General features: G+C 66.1%; 14 protein-coding genes, 3 rRNA genes and 1 pseudogene (1 of these 18 only partly in view). 12 read left to right on the top strand and 6 right to left on the bottom strand.

Annotated elements, in window-relative coordinates:
• The first annotated feature begins 99 nt into the window (after positions 1 to 99).
• From BSL84_RS15655 to proC, 5 genes are all read left to right on the top strand, one after another.
• Entirely contained in the window at positions 100 to 402 is a 303-nt protein-coding gene (locus tag BSL84_RS15655; RefSeq protein WP_030033237.1) for an SH3 domain-containing protein, read from the top strand.
• A 105-nt stretch (positions 403 to 507) separates the two neighbouring features.
• A complete protein-coding gene (locus BSL84_RS15650) occupies positions 508 to 1,101 on the top strand; it encodes a hypothetical protein (protein WP_045323951.1) in 594 nt (197 codons plus the stop codon).
• A 49-nt stretch (positions 1,102 to 1,150) separates the two neighbouring features.
• Positions 1,151 to 2,038 carry an ABC transporter ATP-binding protein gene (locus BSL84_RS15645; RefSeq protein ID WP_078849260.1) on the top strand — a complete coding sequence of 296 codons (888 nt, stop codon included), beginning with the start codon at positions 1,151 to 1,153 and terminating at the stop codon, positions 2,036 to 2,038.
• Positions 2,035 to 2,772 (top strand): ABC transporter permease, encoded by a 738-nt coding sequence (locus BSL84_RS15640; protein WP_030030586.1) that lies wholly within the window; start codon positions 2,035 to 2,037, stop codon positions 2,770 to 2,772. Before BSL84_RS15645 ends, BSL84_RS15640 begins: the two co-directional genes overlap by 4 nt.
• A 129-nt stretch (positions 2,773 to 2,901) precedes the next feature.
• Positions 2,902 to 3,711 (top strand): pyrroline-5-carboxylate reductase, encoded by an 810-nt coding sequence (proC, locus tag BSL84_RS15635; RefSeq protein ID WP_030030587.1) that lies wholly within the window; start codon positions 2,902 to 2,904, stop codon positions 3,709 to 3,711.
• A 51-nt stretch (positions 3,712 to 3,762) separates the two neighbouring features.
• On the opposite strand, the gene trpS is transcribed toward proC, so the two are convergent.
• The gene (gene trpS / locus BSL84_RS15630) at positions 3,763 to 4,761 is read right to left on the bottom strand and encodes a tryptophan--tRNA ligase (protein ID WP_030030588.1); all 999 of its coding nucleotides are present in this window, start codon (positions 4,759 to 4,761) and stop codon (positions 3,763 to 3,765) included.
• Between the two features lie 917 nt (positions 4,762 to 5,678).
• On the opposite strand from trpS, the gene BSL84_RS15620 reads away from it, so the two are divergent.
• The 5 genes from BSL84_RS15620 (at position 5,679) to BSL84_RS15600 (ending at position 11,563) form a co-directional block, all read left to right on the top strand.
• Positions 5,679 to 7,202, top strand: a 16S ribosomal RNA gene (locus BSL84_RS15620).
• Between the two features lie 284 nt (positions 7,203 to 7,486).
• Positions 7,487 to 10,610 (top strand): 23S ribosomal RNA (locus BSL84_RS15615).
• Positions 10,611 to 10,689: 79 nt separating this feature from the next.
• Positions 10,690 to 10,806 (top strand): 5S ribosomal RNA (gene rrf, locus BSL84_RS15610).
• The 16S, 23S and 5S rRNA genes sit together here, the layout of an rRNA operon.
• Positions 10,807 to 10,916: 110 nt before the next feature.
• Entirely contained in the window at positions 10,917 to 11,273 is a 357-nt protein-coding gene (locus BSL84_RS15605; protein WP_075970565.1) for a hypothetical protein, read from the top strand.
• Between the two features lie 20 nt (positions 11,274 to 11,293).
• Complete coding sequence (locus tag BSL84_RS15600; RefSeq protein WP_159393521.1) at positions 11,294 to 11,563, top strand: hypothetical protein; 270 nt, start codon at positions 11,294 to 11,296, stop codon at positions 11,561 to 11,563.
• 138 nt (positions 11,564 to 11,701) lie between these two features.
• Here BSL84_RS15600 and BSL84_RS15595 read toward each other — a convergent pair whose 3' ends face one another.
• The gene (locus BSL84_RS15595; RefSeq protein ID WP_075970563.1) at positions 11,702 to 12,283 is read right to left on the bottom strand and encodes a hypothetical protein; all 582 of its coding nucleotides are present in this window, start codon (positions 12,281 to 12,283) and stop codon (positions 11,702 to 11,704) included.
• 245 nt (positions 12,284 to 12,528) lie between these two features.
• Between BSL84_RS15595 and BSL84_RS34765 the strand changes: the two are divergent.
• Positions 12,529 to 12,893: pseudogene (locus BSL84_RS34765) on the top strand (transposase family protein); the annotation flags it as partial.
• 69 nt (positions 12,894 to 12,962) lie between these two features.
• Here BSL84_RS34765 and BSL84_RS36090 read toward each other — a convergent pair.
• The 4 genes from BSL84_RS36090 to BSL84_RS15575 all read right to left on the bottom strand — a co-directional run bounded on the left by BSL84_RS36090 (position 12,963) and on the right by BSL84_RS15575 (position 16,034).
• Positions 12,963 to 13,346: a VOC family protein gene (locus tag BSL84_RS36090; protein ID WP_075970562.1), complete on the bottom strand. Its 384-nt coding sequence runs from the start codon at positions 13,344 to 13,346 to the stop codon at positions 12,963 to 12,965.
• Between the two features lie 149 nt (positions 13,347 to 13,495).
• Positions 13,496 to 13,999 (bottom strand): hypothetical protein, encoded by a 504-nt coding sequence (locus tag BSL84_RS15585; protein WP_075970561.1) that lies wholly within the window; start codon positions 13,997 to 13,999, stop codon positions 13,496 to 13,498.
• A 311-nt stretch (positions 14,000 to 14,310) separates the two neighbouring features.
• Entirely contained in the window at positions 14,311 to 14,883 is a 573-nt protein-coding gene (locus tag BSL84_RS15580) for a hypothetical protein (RefSeq protein ID WP_234308608.1), read from the bottom strand.
• 242 nt (positions 14,884 to 15,125) lie between these two features.
• Positions 15,126 to 16,034: an oxidoreductase gene (locus BSL84_RS15575; protein ID WP_030029152.1), complete on the bottom strand. Its 909-nt coding sequence runs from the start codon at positions 16,032 to 16,034 to the stop codon at positions 15,126 to 15,128.
• Positions 16,035 to 16,105: 71 nt separating this feature from the next.
• Here BSL84_RS15575 and BSL84_RS15570 point away from each other — a divergent pair, with 71 nt between their 5' ends.
• Positions 16,106 to 16,257: the 5' end (the start) of an ArsR/SmtB family transcription factor gene (locus tag BSL84_RS15570; RefSeq protein WP_234363625.1), read on the top strand. Its footprint extends 862 nt past the window's final position; 152 of the gene's 1,014 nt are visible here — the first part of the coding sequence; the start codon lies at positions 16,106 to 16,108; its stop codon lies beyond the right edge, outside the window.

The following is a 16,257-nucleotide window of genomic DNA, read 5'->3' as shown; positions in this document are numbered from 1 at the left end:
CACCCCCGCCGGAGCCTAGTCGATGACGGTCGGGCATCTCCAAGGTCCTGCTACCCTGCGCGAGTTGCGCACGGCAACGCCCATGGGGGGAGATTTCGCATGTCGGTGGAGAACGATTCGAGCCAAGTCCAGAGCCTGGCCGCCGGCTCCGGCTACCCGTCCTATCCGGTCGCCCCCGGCTACCGGCTGAACGTCCGCAGCGGTCCCGGCACCAGCTACTCGGTGATCGACGTCCTGCCGCTCGGCGCGACCGTCACGCTGCGCTGCCAGACGGAGGGCACCACGGTCTCCGGCCCGTACGGCACGAGCGACATCTGGGACTGCGTCGGCAACGGCCGGTTCGTCTCCGACGCGTACGTGCGGACCGGCAGCGACGGCTTCGTGGTCACGCGCTGCGGCTGACCGGCCGGCGGCGGAGCGCCACACACGCCACGTGCCTCGCACACGACCCGTCTGACACGTGAGACACACCCGGCGCGACCGGCCCGGCGGGGGATAATCGCTGCTGTGAGCGACGACCAGCGAGACCAGACCCCCGCCGGACCGGCGGCCGACGCGGCTGTCCCGGCCCGGGCGGCCTCGGCCCGCGCGGCCTCGACCGCGTCCGCCGCCTCCGGGCCCACGGTCCCCACCGGCCCGCAGCCCGAGCCGATCCGCTACTTCGGCACCACCTGGGTGAAGCGCGAGAGCGGCTACGGCCTGCGCCGCGCCGCCCTCGCCGTCGGCTCCCTCGTCACGGCCACCGCGGCAGCCGTCCTGCTGCGCCTGTCCTACGAGGGCCTGGAGATCGGCAACGTCGGCCCCTTCCTCAGCATCTCCGTCGTCGTCCTCTTCGCGATCGCCAGCTCCATCGCCTTCATCAAGACCTGGGACTCCTACAACCGGCGTCCGGCCCCGTCCTCCGACGAGGCCGCCCTCAAGGGCCTGAAGACGATCGGTTTCATCGGCTCCCTCATCGCCTACTCCCTGCGCTGCCTGGTCGAAGCCCCCGGCGAGAAGCTCCGCCGCGCCGAGTACGAGCGCGCCCTGGCCGACTACGAGCGCCGCCGCAGCACCCGTACGGGGAACCCGGCCGCCCGCCGCCCCAAGCGCAAGAAGTAGCTTCCCCGGTGATTGACGCCCCGGCACCGGCAGGAGCATTATTCATCACATGATGAATAACCGGGCCGGTGCAGAACCGGCCGACGCGGAACCTGCCACCGCGCCCACCGCCACCGCGCACCCCGCCACCGCGCCTACCGCCACCGCGCCCACCGCCGCCGTGCACGCCGCCGCCGTGCACGCCCACGGCCTCACCGTCCGCCGCGGCACCGGCCGCACCCCGCGCACCGTCATCGACGACATCGCCTTCGACGTCCCCCGCGGCCGCATCACCGGCCTCCTCGGCCCCTCCGGCTGCGGCAAATCCACCCTCCTGCGCGCCATCGTCGGCACCCAGGCCCACGTCACCGGCACCCTCGACGTCCTCGGCCGCCCCGCCGGCCACCCCGACCTCCGCTCCCGCATCGGCTACGTCACCCAGGCACCCTCCGTCTACGACGACCTCACCGTCCGCCAGAACCTCGACTACTTCGCCGCGATCCTCGACCCCGGCCGAGCCGCCGCCACCCGCCGCGCCGACGCCGTCAGCCGCGCCATCGCCGACGTCGACCTCACCAGCCGCGCCGGCGCCCTCGCCGGCAACCTCTCCGGCGGCCAGCGCAGCCGCGTCTCCCTCGCCGTCGCCCTGCTCGGCACCCCCGAGCTCCTGGTCCTCGACGAACCGACCGTCGGACTCGACCCCGTCCTGCGCCGCGACCTGTGGAACCTCTTCCACGACATCGCCGCCACCCGCGGCGCCACGATCCTCGTCTCCTCCCACGTCATGGACGAAGCCGAGCGCTGCCACGACCTGCTCCTCATGCGCGAGGGCCGCATCCTCGCCCAGGACACCCCCGACGCCCTGCGCACCCGCACCCACTCCGCCACCGTCGAAGAGGGCTTCCTCCGCCTCGTCGACGAGGCCCGCGCCCTCCCCGCCCAGGAGCAGACCCGATGAACGCCGCCCGCACCGCCGCCACCGCCGCCCGCGTCCTGCGCCAACTCCGCCACGACCCGCGCTCCATCGCCCTGATGGTCCTCGTGCCCGTCCTGATGCTCACCCTGCTGCGCTTCGTCTTCGACGGCAGCCCCCGCACCTTCGACAGCATCGGCGCGTCACTGCTCGGGATCTTCCCCCTCATCACCATGTTCCTGGTGACCTCCATCGCCACCCTGCGCGAACGCACCTCCGGAACCCTCGAACGCCTCCTCGCCATGCCCCTGGGCAAGGGCGACCTCATCGCCGGCTACGCCCTCGCCTTCGGCGCCGTCGCCGTCGTCCAGTCCCTCCTCGCCACCGGCCTCGCCCTCTGGGCCCTCGGCCTCGACGTCGTCGGCTCCCCCTGGCTGCTCCTGCTCGTCGCCCTCCTCGACGCCCTCCTCGGCACCGCCCTCGGCCTCTTCGTCTCCGCCTTCGCCGCCTCCGAGTTCCAGGCCGTCCAGTTCATGCCGGCGGTGATCTTCCCCCAGCTGCTCCTGTGCGGCCTCTTCGCCGCCCGCGACACCATGCACCCCGTACTCGAAGGCATCTCCGACGCCCTGCCCATGTCCTATGCCGTCGACGGCATGACCCAGGTCCTCACCCACACCGACATGACCGCCGACTTCGTCCGCGACACCGTGATCGTCGCCGCCTGCGCCCTGCTCGTCCTCACCCTCGGCGCCGCCACCCTCCGCCGCCGCACCCCCTGACCGCCCCCTGACCGCACTGCGGACACCGCGACCCCGCGCCCCGCCCGGGTGCAAGGATGAGGACACGTACGCGTACGCCCACGTCTACGCAGCCCAGGCGGAAGAACAGTTCGGCGAGGTGAATCGGGCATGACCCAGACAGTCGCAGTCCTCGGTACCGGCAAGATCGGCGAGGCCCTGCTCAGCGGAATGATCCGCGGCGGCCGACCCGCCTCCAAGCTCCTCGTCACCGCGCGCCGCAGCGACCGCGCCGAGGAGCTCCGCACCCGCTACGGGGTCGAGGCCGTGTCCAACGCCGAGGCCGCCAAGCGCGCCGACACCCTGATCCTCACCGTCAAACCGCAGGACATGGCCAAGCTCCTCGACGAGCTCGCCCCGCACGTCCCCGCCGACCGCCTCGTCATCAGCGGCGCCGCCGGCATCCCCACCTCCTTCTTCGAGGAGCGCCTCAGCCCCGGCACCCCCGTGGTGCGCGTCATGACGAACACCCCCGCCCTCGTCGACGAGGCCATGTCCGTCATCTCCGCCGGCAGCCACGCCACCTCCGAGCACCTCGCCCACACCGAGGAGATCTTCGGCGGCGTCGGCAAGACCCTGCGCGTTCCCGAGTCCCAGCAGGACGCGGCCACCGCCCTCTCCGGCTCCGGCCCCGCCTACTTCTACTTCCTCGTCGAAGCGATGACCGACGCCGGCATCCTCCTCGGCCTGCCCCGCGCACAGGCCCACGACCTCATCGTCCAGGCCGCCATCGGCGCCGCGGTGATGCTCCGCGACAGCGGCGAGCACCCCGTCAAGCTCCGCGAGGCCGTCACTTCCCCCGCCGGCACGACCATCAACGCGATCGTCGAACTGGAGAAGCACGGCGTACGCGCCGCCCTGATCGCCGCCCTCGAAGCTGCCCGCGACCGCAGCCGCGAGCTCGCCTCCGGCAACAGCTGACCCACCCGTACGCGTACGGGCCCCCGCCCCCGCGTGGGCCCGTACTCCCGGCTACGGCCTGAGCAGCCCGATCGCCTCGTACGCCCGGTCCACCACCGGCCGCGCCAGCTCCCTGGCCCGCCCGGCACCCTCCCGCAGCGCCTTGTCCACCTGCGCCGGATCGGCCGCCAGCTCCGCGTGCCGTTCCTGCAACGGCCGCAGCAGCTCGACCACCGCGTCGGCCACGTCCCGCTTCAGCGCCCCGTAGCCGGCGTACCCGTCGGCGAGCGCGGCCGGGTCACCGCCGGTGCACGCCGCCAGGATGTCCAGCAGGTTCGCCACGCCCGGCCGCGCCTCCCGGTCGTAGACCACCGCACCGTCCCCGCTGTCGGTGACGGCCCGCATCACCTTCCTGCGGATCACCGCGGGCTCGTCGAGCAGGTAGACGATCCCCGCCCCGTTCTCGTGGGACTTCCCCATCTTCGACGTCGGATCCTGCAGGTCCATGACCCGCGCGGCCACCGCCGGATGGCTGGCCCTCGGCACGGTGAAGGTGTGTCCGTAGCGCTGGTTGAAGCGCACCGCCAGGTCCCGGGTCAGCTCCACGTGCTGCCGCTGGTCCTCACCCACCGGCACCTCAGCGGCGCCGTACGCCAGGATGTCCGCGGCCATCAGGACCGGATAGGTCAGCAGGGAGAGCCGGACACCCTCGCCCGATGCCTGCGCCTTGGCCGCCTTCTCCCGGTACTGGATCATCCGCCGCAGCTCGCCGTCGGTCGCCGTGCACTCCAGCAGGTAGGCCAGCCGCGTGTGCTCGTCGACGTGGCTCTGCACGAAGAGGGTGCAGCGCCCGGGTTCCAGGCCGGCGGCCATCAGCAGTGTCGCGGCCTGCCGGCTCAGCCTCCGTACGCGTGCGGGCTCGTGCTCGACGGTCAGCGCGTGCAGGTCGACGACGCAGAACAGGGCGTCGTCCGGCTCCTGGTCGGCGGCGACCCACTGTCGGACCGCGCCCAGGTAGTTCCCCAGGGTCATGTGACCGGTCGGCTTGATCCCGCTGAAGATCCTCGTCATGTCCTGCTCTCCCTGTGAGTGCGTGAGTGGTGTCGGGCCTCCGTGTCGGCGGCGGCCGGGCCACTCCCGGAAGGGGAGAAAACAGAACGGCCGCCGAGGCGGCGGCCGTGAGCGCATGCGTGCTCGCGTGGAAGGTCGGCCGCCGTCAGGCGGCCCACCAGCGAAGGCTGAGCGTGAGCGCATGCGTAGTCATGGGAGCCAGGGTAGACCCGCGAGGGCCGGGGCGGGGGAGTTTTGCGCCGGGGCGCGGCGGCGGTCAGCCGGGGGTTGACACGGGTGTGCCCGATCCGTAAGGTTCTTCGAGTTGTCCGACGTGAGCGCCGACTCCGGTCGGTCCCCGGACAACCATTCCGCACTACTCATTCGAACGAACGACGCACTCTGTCGTCTCGTTTTCATGCGTATTTGCGAATGAGGAATCCGCGTCCGAGGACGCCGCCCCCGATTAGGTTCGGAGGCGGGGAATCCGCTACTGTCTCACTCGCCGCAAGGGCCCAACAGCCCGAGCTGCACCACCCGCTGACTGGGAGTCAGGCCCGAAAGGTTCTGATAGAGTCGGAATCGCCGGAAAGGGAAACGCGAAAGCGGAAACCTGGAAAGCACCGAGGAAATCGGGCCCGAAAGAGTCTGATAGAGTCGGAAACGCAGGACAGCAGAACGAAAGCCCGGAGGAAAACCCGCGAGGGTGAGTACGAAGGAAGCGTCCGTTCCTTGAGAACTCAACAGCGTGCCAAAAATCAACGCCAGAAGTTGATACCCCGTCCACTTCGGTGGATGAGGTTCCTTTGAAAAAGTCCTGTCGGGCCTTCGGGCACTGGCAGGCGACAAACACAGCGAGGACGTTGTGGCGCGTCGGTCTTATTCCGACATGATGCGCCCGCTCTTTCGTGCGTGTGCACCCCGATCACGGGTAAACATTCATGGAGAGTTTGATCCTGGCTCAGGACGAACGCTGGCGGCGTGCTTAACACATGCAAGTCGAACGATGAAGCCCTTCGGGGTGGATTAGTGGCGAACGGGTGAGTAACACGTGGGCAATCTGCCCTTCACTCTGGGACAAGCCCTGGAAACGGGGTCTAATACCGGATACGACTGCGGAAGGCATCTTCCGTGGTGGAAAGCTCCGGCGGTGAAGGATGAGCCCGCGGCCTATCAGCTTGTTGGTGGGGTAATGGCCTACCAAGGCGACGACGGGTAGCCGGCCTGAGAGGGCGACCGGCCACACTGGGACTGAGACACGGCCCAGACTCCTACGGGAGGCAGCAGTGGGGAATATTGCACAATGGGCGAAAGCCTGATGCAGCGACGCCGCGTGAGGGATGACGGCCTTCGGGTTGTAAACCTCTTTCAGCAGGGAAGAAGCGAAAGTGACGGTACCTGCAGAAGAAGCGCCGGCTAACTACGTGCCAGCAGCCGCGGTAATACGTAGGGCGCAAGCGTTGTCCGGAATTATTGGGCGTAAAGAGCTCGTAGGCGGCTTGTCACGTCGGATGTGAAAGCCCGAGGCTTAACCTCGGGTCTGCATTCGATACGGGCTAGCTAGAGTGTGGTAGGGGAGATCGGAATTCCTGGTGTAGCGGTGAAATGCGCAGATATCAGGAGGAACACCGGTGGCGAAGGCGGATCTCTGGGCCATTACTGACGCTGAGGAGCGAAAGCGTGGGGAGCGAACAGGATTAGATACCCTGGTAGTCCACGCCGTAAACGTTGGGAACTAGGTGTTGGCGACATTCCACGTCGTCGGTGCCGCAGCTAACGCATTAAGTTCCCCGCCTGGGGAGTACGGCCGCAAGGCTAAAACTCAAAGGAATTGACGGGGGCCCGCACAAGCGGCGGAGCATGTGGCTTAATTCGACGCAACGCGAAGAACCTTACCAAGGCTTGACATATACCGGAAAGCATTAGAGATAGTGCCCCCCTTGTGGTCGGTATACAGGTGGTGCATGGCTGTCGTCAGCTCGTGTCGTGAGATGTTGGGTTAAGTCCCGCAACGAGCGCAACCCTTGTCCTGTGTTGCCAGCATGCCCTTCGGGGTGATGGGGACTCACAGGAGACCGCCGGGGTCAACTCGGAGGAAGGTGGGGACGACGTCAAGTCATCATGCCCCTTATGTCTTGGGCTGCACACGTGCTACAATGGCCGGTACAATGAGCTGCGATACCGTGAGGTGGAGCGAATCTCAAAAAGCCGGTCTCAGTTCGGATTGGGGTCTGCAACTCGACCCCATGAAGTCGGAGTCGCTAGTAATCGCAGATCAGCATTGCTGCGGTGAATACGTTCCCGGGCCTTGTACACACCGCCCGTCACGTCACGAAAGTCGGTAACACCCGAAGCCGGTGGCCCAACCCTTGTGGAGGGAGCTGTCGAAGGTGGGACTGGCGATTGGGACGAAGTCGTAACAAGGTAGCCGTACCGGAAGGTGCGGCTGGATCACCTCCTTTCTAAGGAGCACAGTACCGATTGCAGACAAACGTTCTGCACGGTCAGCTCATGGGTGGAACGTTGATTAGTTGGCACGGTTTCTGACACTTTCTGTAAGTACTGCTTCGGCGTGGAACACAGTGAAAGTCGACGGAATCGTGCTTGGCACGTTGTTGGGTCCTGAAGGTACGGCCGTGAGGTTGATGTCTTCAGTGCCGGCCCCAGTGAACTCGCCAGCTTGTCTGGTGGGGTGATGGGTGGCTGGTCGTTGTTTGAGAACTACACAGTGGACGCGAGCATCTGTGGCCAAGTTTTTAAGGGCGCACGGTGGATGCCTTGGCACCAGGAACCGATGAAGGACGTGAGAGGCCGCGATAGGCCCCGGGGAGCTGCCAACTGAGCTTTGATCCGGGGGTGTCCGAATGGGGAAACCCGGCAGTCGTCATGGGCTGTCACCCACTGCTGAACACATAGGCAGTGTGGAGGGAACGAGGGGAAGTGAAACATCTCAGTACCCTCAGGAAGAGAAAACAACCGTGATTCCGGGAGTAGTGGCGAGCGAAACCGGATGAGGCCAAACCGTATGCGTGTGATACCCGGCAGGGGTTGCGCATGCGGGGTTGTGGGAATGAGCTTTCACAGTCTGCCGGCTGTGAGGCGAGTCAGAAACCGTTGATGTAGTCGAAGGACATGCGAAAGGTCCGGCGTAGAGGGTAAGACCCCCGTAGACGAAACATTAGCGGCTTGCTTGCTCATCTCCCAAGTAGCACGGGGCCCGAGAAATCCCGTGTGAATCTGGCGGGACCACCCGCTAAGCCTAAATATTCCCTGGTGACCGATAGCGGATAGTACCGTGAGGGAATGGTGAAAAGTACCGCGGGAGCGGAGTGAAATAGTACCTGAAACCGTGTGCCTACAAGCCGTGGGAGCGTCGCTGTATGTGCTTGCACATGCAGTCGTGACTGCGTGCCTTTTGAAGAATGAGCCTGCGAGTTAGCGGTGTGTAGCGAGGTTAACCCGTGTGGGGAAGCCGTAGCGAAAGCGAGTCCGAACAGGGCGATTGAGTTGCACGCTCTAGACCCGAAGCGGAGTGATCTAGCCATGGGCAGGTTGAAGCGGAGGTAAGACTTCGTGGAGGACCGAACCCACCAGGGTTGAAAACCTGGGGGATGACCTGTGGTTAGGGGTGAAAGGCCAATCAAACTCCGTGATAGCTGGTTCTCCCCGAAATGCATTTAGGTGCAGCGTCGTGTGTTTCTTGCCGGAGGTAGAGCACTGGATAGGCGATGGGCCCTACCGGGTTACTGACCTTAGCCAAACTCCGAATGCCGGTAAGTGAGAGCACGGCAGTGAGACTGTGGGGGATAAGCTCCATGGTCGAGAGGGAAACAGCCCAGAGCATCGACTAAGGCCCCTAAGCGTACGCTAAGTGGGAAAGGATGTGGAGTCGCAGAGACAACCAGGAGGTTGGCTTAGAAGCAGCCACCCTTGAAAGAGTGCGTAATAGCTCACTGGTCAAGTGATTCCGCGCCGACAATGTAGCGGGGCTCAAGCGTACCGCCGAAGTCGTGTCATTGCAGCTAGAGGGCCAACGCCCGCTGTGATGGGTAGGGGAGCGTCGTGTGCCGGGTGAAGCAGCAGCGGAAGCTAGTTGTGGACGGTTCACGAGTGAGAATGCAGGCATGAGTAGCGATACACACGTGAGAAACGTGTGCGCCGATTGACTAAGGGTTCCTGGGTCAAGCTGATCTGCCCAGGGTAAGTCGGGACCTAAGGCGAGGCCGACAGGCGTAGTCGATGGACAACCGGTTGATATTCCGGTACCCGCTTTGAAACGCCCAATATCGAATCAGGCGATGCTAAGTCCGTGAAGCCGTCCTGGATCCTTCGGGTGAAGGGAAGTGGTGGAGCCGACGAACCAGACTTGTAGTAGGTAAGCGATGGGGTGACGCAGGAAGGTAGTCCAGCCCGGGCGGTGGTTGTCCCGGGGTAAGGGTGTAGGCCGAGGGGTAGGCAAATCCGTCCCTCATACAAGGCTGAGACCTGATGCCGAGCCGATTGTGGTGAAGTGGATGATCCTATGCTGTCGAGAAAAGCCTCTAGCGAGTTTCATGGCGGCCCGTACCCTAAACCGACTCAGGTGGTCAGGTAGAGAATACCGAGGCGTTCGGGTGAACTATGGTTAAGGAACTCGGCAAAATGCCCCCGTAACTTCGGGAGAAGGGGGGCCATTCCTGGTGATCGGATTTACTCCGTGAGCTGGGGGTGGCCGCAGAGACCAGCGAGAAGCGACTGTTTACTAAAAACACAGGTCCGTGCGAAGCCGTAAGGCGATGTATACGGACTGACGCCTGCCCGGTGCTGGAACGTTAAGGGGACCGGTTAGTGACCTTTCGGGGTTGCGAAGCTGAGAACTTAAGCGCCAGTAAACGGCGGTGGTAACTATAACCATCCTAAGGTAGCGAAATTCCTTGTCGGGTAAGTTCCGACCTGCACGAATGGCGTAACGACTTCTCGACTGTCTCAACCATAGGCCCGGTGAAATTGCACTACGAGTAAAGATGCTCGTTTCGCGCAGCAGGACGGAAAGACCCCGGGACCTTTACTACAGTTTGATATTGGTGTTCGGTTCGGCTTGTGTAGGATAGGTGGGAGACTTTGAAGCCCCAACGCCAGTTGGGGTGGAGTCGACGTTGAAATACCACTCTGGTCGTGCTGGATGTCTAACCTCGGTCCGTGATCCGGATCAGGGACAGTGTCTGATGGGTAGTTTAACTGGGGCGGTTGCCTCCCAAAGGGTAACGGAGGCGCCCAAAGGTTCCCTCAGCCTGGTTGGCAATCAGGTGTTGAGTGTAAGTGCACAAGGGAGCTTGACTGTGAGACCGACGGGTCGAGCAGGGACGAAAGTCGGGACTAGTGATCCGGCGGTGGCTTGTGGAAGCGCCGTCGCTCAACGGATAAAAGGTACCCCGGGGATAACAGGCTGATCTTCCCCAAGAGTCCATATCGACGGGATGGTTTGGCACCTCGATGTCGGCTCGTCGCATCCTGGGGCTGGAGTCGGTCCCAAGGGTTGGGCTGTTCGCCCATTAAAGCGGTACGCGAGCTGGGTTTAGAACGTCGTGAGACAGTTCGGTCCCTATCCGCTGTGCGCGTAGGAATATTGAGAAGGGCTGTCCCTAGTACGAGAGGACCGGGACGGACGAACCTCTGGTGTGCCAGTTGTCCTGCCAAGGGCATGGCTGGTTGGCTACGTTCGGGAGGGATAACCGCTGAAAGCATCTAAGCGGGAAGCCTGCTTCAAGATGAGTATTCCCACCTCCTTGAGAGGGTAAGGCTCCCAGTAGACGACTGGGTTGATAGGCCAGATGTGGAAGCCCGGTAACGGGTGGAGCTGACTGGTACTAATAGGCCGAGGGCTTGTCCTCAGTTGCTCGCGTCCACTGTGTTAGTTCTGAAATAACGAACGGCTGTGAGAACACCAGCATGTTCAGAATTTCATAGTGTTTCGGTGGTCATAGCGTTAGGGAAACGCCCGGTTACATTCCGAACCCGGAAGCTAAGCCTTTCAGCGCCGATGGTACTGCAGGGGGGACCCTGTGGGAGAGTAGGACGCCGCCGAACAATCATTGTGGGAAAGCCCCGCACCTTCTGGTGCGGGGCTTTTCTGCGTTCAGCGGTGGTTTCGCGGGCTCGGCTGGGTATCCTGGCCCGGCGTTCCCCTGGAGGACACGATGACAGCACAGCAGCTGGAAGACGGCGGGCCCCTCATCCCCCAGCCGGCGATGACGCGGGAAGCCCTGCGGGACGCCGTGCGACGGATCGACATGGCCAACCTGCCCGTACTCGACAAGGAATGCAACGAGGCCTTCGACCGGGCCGCCGAGACGGGTGCCATCAACCCGCTGCGGTTCTTCCTGATCAAGTGGGCCACTCACGTGGCGATCCACCGCTGGCCCGCCCGCGCCGCGGCACTGCACGAGGCGGAGCGCATCGCGGGCGACCCGGACGCCACCGAGGAACAGTTCCGCGCTGCCATGGAAACGAGCAGCCGCATCCTCGCCGAGGCCCAGCGCGAGATCGGCCAGTGACCGCGCCGCGGGGCGAAGGAGTGGAGAACGACAGCGGCTGGGCGTGGGAGTGCGATCCGAGCCGGCTGTGGGTCCTCGGCGACATGCCCGCCGGACAGCAGGAGCTGGTCGGTGCTGTCATGGACGGCCTGGTCGACCTCGCCGCGATGGCCATCGACCCCAAGGACGGCAGCCTCTACGAGGACACCCACCCCATGCGGCTTCGTACGTACGAGGACGAACACCTCATGGTCTGGTACCAGACCATCCCCCACCGCAGCCGGGTCTACCTCAAGCGCGTCAACCTCTGACCCCGCCCGCCGGCCGCGTGACGTCTGCCAGTGAGCTCTTTCCAACCTCACGCTGAGCTGGTCAGGTGTAGGGCGAGGACGGCTTGGGCGAGTGCGGTGATGCGGACCTGACAGCGGCGTGCACGAGCACCGAGTCGGTCACGGGTGGACGCCCGCCTGGGCAGCCAGATACTCGACGCCGCGGTGGCCGGACTCCTTGGACACGTGGACGTGGACCGCGTGCCGGCCGGACAGCAGTGCAGGGTCGGAGTGGTCGCCGCGGAAGGCGACCTGTACCGCATCGTGGCGCGAGCCGTGCAGGCCGTGCTCGGGTCTGTCCGGCCACCGGCCCGGCCATACGAGGAAGACCGCGCTGCCGTTGTCGCCCAGTGCCGCGACAACCCGGTCCTCGGCCGTCCCCGGTGCGAACCGTGCCGACATCGCGAGCGGCAGGTGTGCCTCCAGTTCACGGTCGTCCATGACCGACACGTCCGGTTCGCAGCCGCCAGCGCCGCAAGAGGGTCGGGCACCAGGGCAAGGGTGGTGCACAAAGCGGGAGTTCGGCAGCGCCGCCGCCATTCGGCGGACCTCGTCGACGCTCTCCAGGTGCGTCAGCAGTTCCGCCTCCTCGCCGTGGTGTTCCATCAGCGCGCACAGTCGCATGGCCTGGCGGTACGCGTCGGCGGCGTCAGCGGTGACGTGGACACAGCGTGAGTAGCCGGCCAGGCAGTCTTCGCACATGGCCGCATGGTGCCACCCGCTGGTCCGGACTGTCACCCGGAATGATCGGCGGACTCCGCTGCCGAAGGGCGGCCGTCGGCATGGCTCCCACGATGCCTTTGACGAGCTGGGCGTACAAGCGGTGCAGGCCGATGGTGTCGAGGTGGACAAAGTCCGGCGATCAGGCCGCCGACCCGGGTCTTGAGGAACTGAGTTGACTCCAACCCGACAGATTCGTGGGCCAGTTGGGCCTTCATAGGCTTCGTGTGCTGGTGTACCCCTCCGGCGTCGACGCGTCCAGCTCTGCCCTGCGCCTCCTGTCCGCCAAGCTCCGGCAGGCTCTGCTCACACTCGCCCACCGCCGCAACGGCCACCCCTACGCCCAGCTCGCGGCCGGGTTCGGTGCCGCCACCACCGCCGACCGATACGTCGCCGAGGCTGTCGACCTCCTGGCCGCACTCCCCCTGACCCTTGAGGAGGCTGCCCGTACGACATCGTCGACATGCTCACGGACGCCGGCATCACGTGCTGGGCGGACAAGGGATACCGCGGTGCCGGAGGCACAGTCCACGTTCCGTACTGGGGTCCCTGGGAGACGCTCTCCGACGCTCAGAAGGCCGTCAACCGATCTCCCGATCCGGGCCCGGGTCGTGCAGGGCCGTCGCCGATGGTGGAAAGAGCTCAGTCTCCCCTGCTCTGCTCAGGAAGACATCGCCGCGCGCTCGGCCGCGCTGCGCAGAACGCAGAATTCATTGCCTTCAGGGTCGGCAAGGACGGCCCAGCCGGCCCCATCGGGTTCCCGGCGATCGGCGACGAGGGTGGCACCGAGGCCCAGCAGTCGCTGGACCTCCTCCTCACGCGACGTCTCGGGGCGCAGGCACAGGTGAATCCGGTTTTTGACCGTCTTCGGCTCCGGCACCTGGTTGAAGTACAGCTGCGGGCCCTCCGGCAGGATCACCGCAGTCTCCGCGTCACCCGGCCTGCTCTCCGGATGCAGCGGACCACCGAGGGCCTCGCTCCAGAACCGAGCCAGCTCATAGGCATCCACACAGTCAACCGCCACGTTCTGCACCACCGAACCCATGCACGAGATCCTGCCCGGAGCCGGCGCGGCCGGCAATCCGCGGCCAGAACCTGGTGTGTTCCCAGCCGGGCCGGACCTCCTGGGCGAGGGGGAGGCCCCCGGGGTTCCCAGGGCCAAGTCGGCGTTTACGGGTTTTGGCGCGCTCCACGTCAGTGATCTTGGGCGGTGGTCTGTGCGGAGCAGTCGTGTCCGTCGCCGGGCAGGCCCATGACGCTCAGCACGGGTTCCTCGCCCTCGTGGGTCTCGAAGACGAAGTTCGCGCCTGATGCGATCGCCGTGAGCGAGCACTGGTTCCCGAAGGTCAGCGCAGCACGTGGTTCCCAGGAACAGCCGGCCCTGTCCAAGGCGGAAACGACATCCGAGTGCTTGAGCCCTGTCGGAAAGATGCCGGTCCCCCCGGCAACCGAGGGAGGGAGCTCGACGACGTCACGCCAGGTCTGGACGCAGATGAGCGAAACCTTCCGGCAGCGGCAGACACTCATCTCAAGGTCTCCGTAGGCGAAGAGCCGCGGCCACCTTCTCCTCCGGCTCATGGTTCCGATGTCCCATGGCTCGCCGAGTGCGGCGGTCACGTCGTTCCAGCCGGCTCCGCTGTACACCGGGCCCAGCCGACCTGTCTTCGCCATGCCGGTCAGGACATCGAGGATCGCCACGAGGCGGAGCCTGACAGGTGCTCTGACCAGCAGTCCAGCGCTTTCAGGGGATCAGTCCGCTGTAGCTCGTTCGGTTCGGGCTCGGATACTGGCGAGGCGCAGGGGGAACGCCTGCGGTGACTGCCGATGCGCTGCCGGCACAGGGCCTTGCTCGGCCCGGCGGGCAACGACAGCTCCGGCTACCGCCCCAAGACCGGCTGCCAGGCACGGAGCGCGACGCCGACGCTGCCGGCGCCCGCGGCTCCCGTAGCGCCGACGGCCACGCTCTGCCCAGGTCGACTACCGCAAGCGCCATGCGGCCGAGCGCCGATTCAAGCGCCTTTAGGGGCACCGGGCTGTCGCCATGCGCCACACGCGGCGGGATCCACGTTCCATGCCGCGGGCAGATCGCAACCGCAGAAGACGCAGACGAACTCATCCTCGCGGACGATGTTGCACTCGTGGCAGCCGGGGCACCGCCGGAACACCACCTCATGAGTGAACCCGCAGGGCCGCCGGAGCCGTACGGCGTCCAGGGCGCGGGCGACCGCTACCCATGAGGCGATGTCCGGGCAGTACCCGGTGGACAGGTTGCTGACCTCGTTCACGGTCCACTGGTGTGCCTCGCGCACGAAGCCGATCTCACCAGCGCTCAGAACCATGTCGCCGCCGGCACAGGCCACGTGCTCGCTTCGCCGCGGCGCCAGGCGGAGCACACCCGCCGGATCGACCACGAAGGTGAACGGTTCGGCCAGTTCCGCCGCCGACTGCTCCACGATCCAGCCGTCGAAGTCGGCTGCCGAGCCGATCCGACGCCCGCCGTCATCTGGACGGACCGCGGCCTTCAGCTCGGCCGGTCCGACATATCGGTAGCTCCGTTCCAGTCCACTCACGTCCGCCACCATAGGGCGCTTCCGACACACGCCCTCTGGCAGTGCTTCCTCAGGTGTTCTGTCGCGGTGGGTGTGGGTGGTTCGCTGGCTGTATGAGGGCCGCGGCCGGGATCAGCGGGCAGGGGCGCCTCGTACCTGCGGGGGCTGCTGCTGGACGGCCCGGAGGCAGTCGATGTAGCAGTTGGTGAAGGGCTCGGACCGGCCGACCGGGTGGGCACCGGCGGCGAGGGCGAGCGGCGCGTCCGGCGCGGGACTCAGGACGCCCCCGGGCCTCGGTGCAGGGAGTCCAGAACGGCCAGGTCGGCCGGCGTGAGACGCAGGGCGCCGGCGGCCACGTTGGCCGCGAGGTGTTCTGGGTCCCCCGTGCCGGGGATCGCCAGTACGTGCGGTCCCCGCTGCAGCGTCCAGGCCAGCCGGACCTGGGCCGCGCTCGCCCCGTGCGCACGCGCGACCTGCAGCACCCCGGCGCTGTCTTCTCCGACGGCGCCGGCCTGCCGTCCGGTGCCGGCGATCGAGTAGAACGGCACGAACGCGATGCCCTGTTCGCCGCAGGTGCGCAGGAACTCGTCCTGCTCGGGCTGTACGCCGATGCCGTACATGTTCTGCACGCACACCACCGGCGCGATGGCCAGGGCCTCGTCCAGGTGGTGGGGCCGGACGTTCGACAGCCCCAGGTGGCGTACGAGGCCGGCCTGCCGGAGCTCGGCCAGCGCTCCGAAGCGTTCGGCGATCGAGTCGGTGCCGACGATCCGGAGGTTCACCACGTCGAGGTGATCGCGGCCCAGCTGGCGGAGGTTCTCCTCCACCTGGCCGCGCAGCTGTTCCGGCCGGGCGTGGGGCATCCATTCCCCCGAGGGGTCGCGGCCGGGGCCGACCTTGGTGGCGATCACCAGGTCCTCCGGGTACGGGGCCAGGGCGCGGTTGATCAGTTCGTTGGCGGAGCGCAGCGGGGAGAAGTAGAACGCCGCGGTGTCGATGTGGTTCACCCCGAGGTCCACGGCGCGGCGCAGTACGTCGACCGCCTGGTCCCGGTCGCGTGGGACGGCTCCACTGACGAGGGCCTCGCCGTTCTGGGCCAGGCGCATCGCGCCGAAGCCGATCCGGTTGACCGTGCGGTCGCCGAGCTTCCAGGTGCCTGCTGCCGTGATCGTCTGTGAGGTCATGCAGGGCATGTTCGGTGGTGGGTAGGCTGCCGGGCCATTGGTTAAGGCATGTGTGAATCCTCGGGGTGGCCGTGCGGGCGGAACTGGCGTTTTCGGTGGGCGATCTGGCGCGGATGCGGTTCGCCGTCTCCCCGATGTGGGAGGTCGGGCCCAGCATGCGACTGCTCAGGTCGGGGCACGATCACCCCGTGCACCGGGCCTGGACGGCGCAGGTGCGGCCACG

The sequence above is a fragment of the Streptomyces sp. TN58 genome, from assembly GCF_001941845.1.
In the GTDB taxonomy this organism is placed as follows: domain Bacteria; phylum Actinomycetota; class Actinomycetes; order Streptomycetales; family Streptomycetaceae; genus Streptomyces.
Note: the sequence above shows the minus strand (reverse complement) of the source record. Positions and strands in the feature narration are given on the sequence as shown.

Coding starts and splice junctions, on each gene's coding strand:
- BSL84_RS15655 (WP_030033237.1), top strand. CDS start 100: ATGTCGGTGGAGAACGATTCGAGCCAAGTCCAGAGCCTGGCCGCCGGC.
- BSL84_RS36090 (WP_075970562.1), bottom strand. CDS start 13,346: ATGGGTTCGGTGGTGCAGAACGTGGCGGTTGACTGTGTGGATGCCTAT.
- BSL84_RS15640 (WP_030030586.1), top strand. CDS start 2,035: ATGAACGCCGCCCGCACCGCCGCCACCGCCGCCCGCGTCCTGCGCCAA.
- BSL84_RS15575 (WP_030029152.1), bottom strand. CDS start 16,034: ATGACCTCACAGACGATCACGGCAGCAGGCACCTGGAAGCTCGGCGAC.
- trpS (WP_030030588.1), bottom strand. CDS start 4,761: ATGACGAGGATCTTCAGCGGGATCAAGCCGACCGGTCACATGACCCTG.
- BSL84_RS15595 (WP_075970563.1), bottom strand. CDS start 12,283: ATGTGCGAAGACTGCCTGGCCGGCTACTCACGCTGTGTCCACGTCACC.
- BSL84_RS15605 (WP_075970565.1), top strand. CDS start 10,917: ATGACAGCACAGCAGCTGGAAGACGGCGGGCCCCTCATCCCCCAGCCG.
- BSL84_RS15580 (WP_234308608.1), bottom strand. CDS start 14,883: ATGGTGGCGGACGTGAGTGGACTGGAACGGAGCTACCGATATGTCGGA.
- proC (WP_030030587.1), top strand. CDS start 2,902: ATGACCCAGACAGTCGCAGTCCTCGGTACCGGCAAGATCGGCGAGGCC.
- BSL84_RS15645 (WP_078849260.1), top strand. CDS start 1,151: ATGATGAATAACCGGGCCGGTGCAGAACCGGCCGACGCGGAACCTGCC.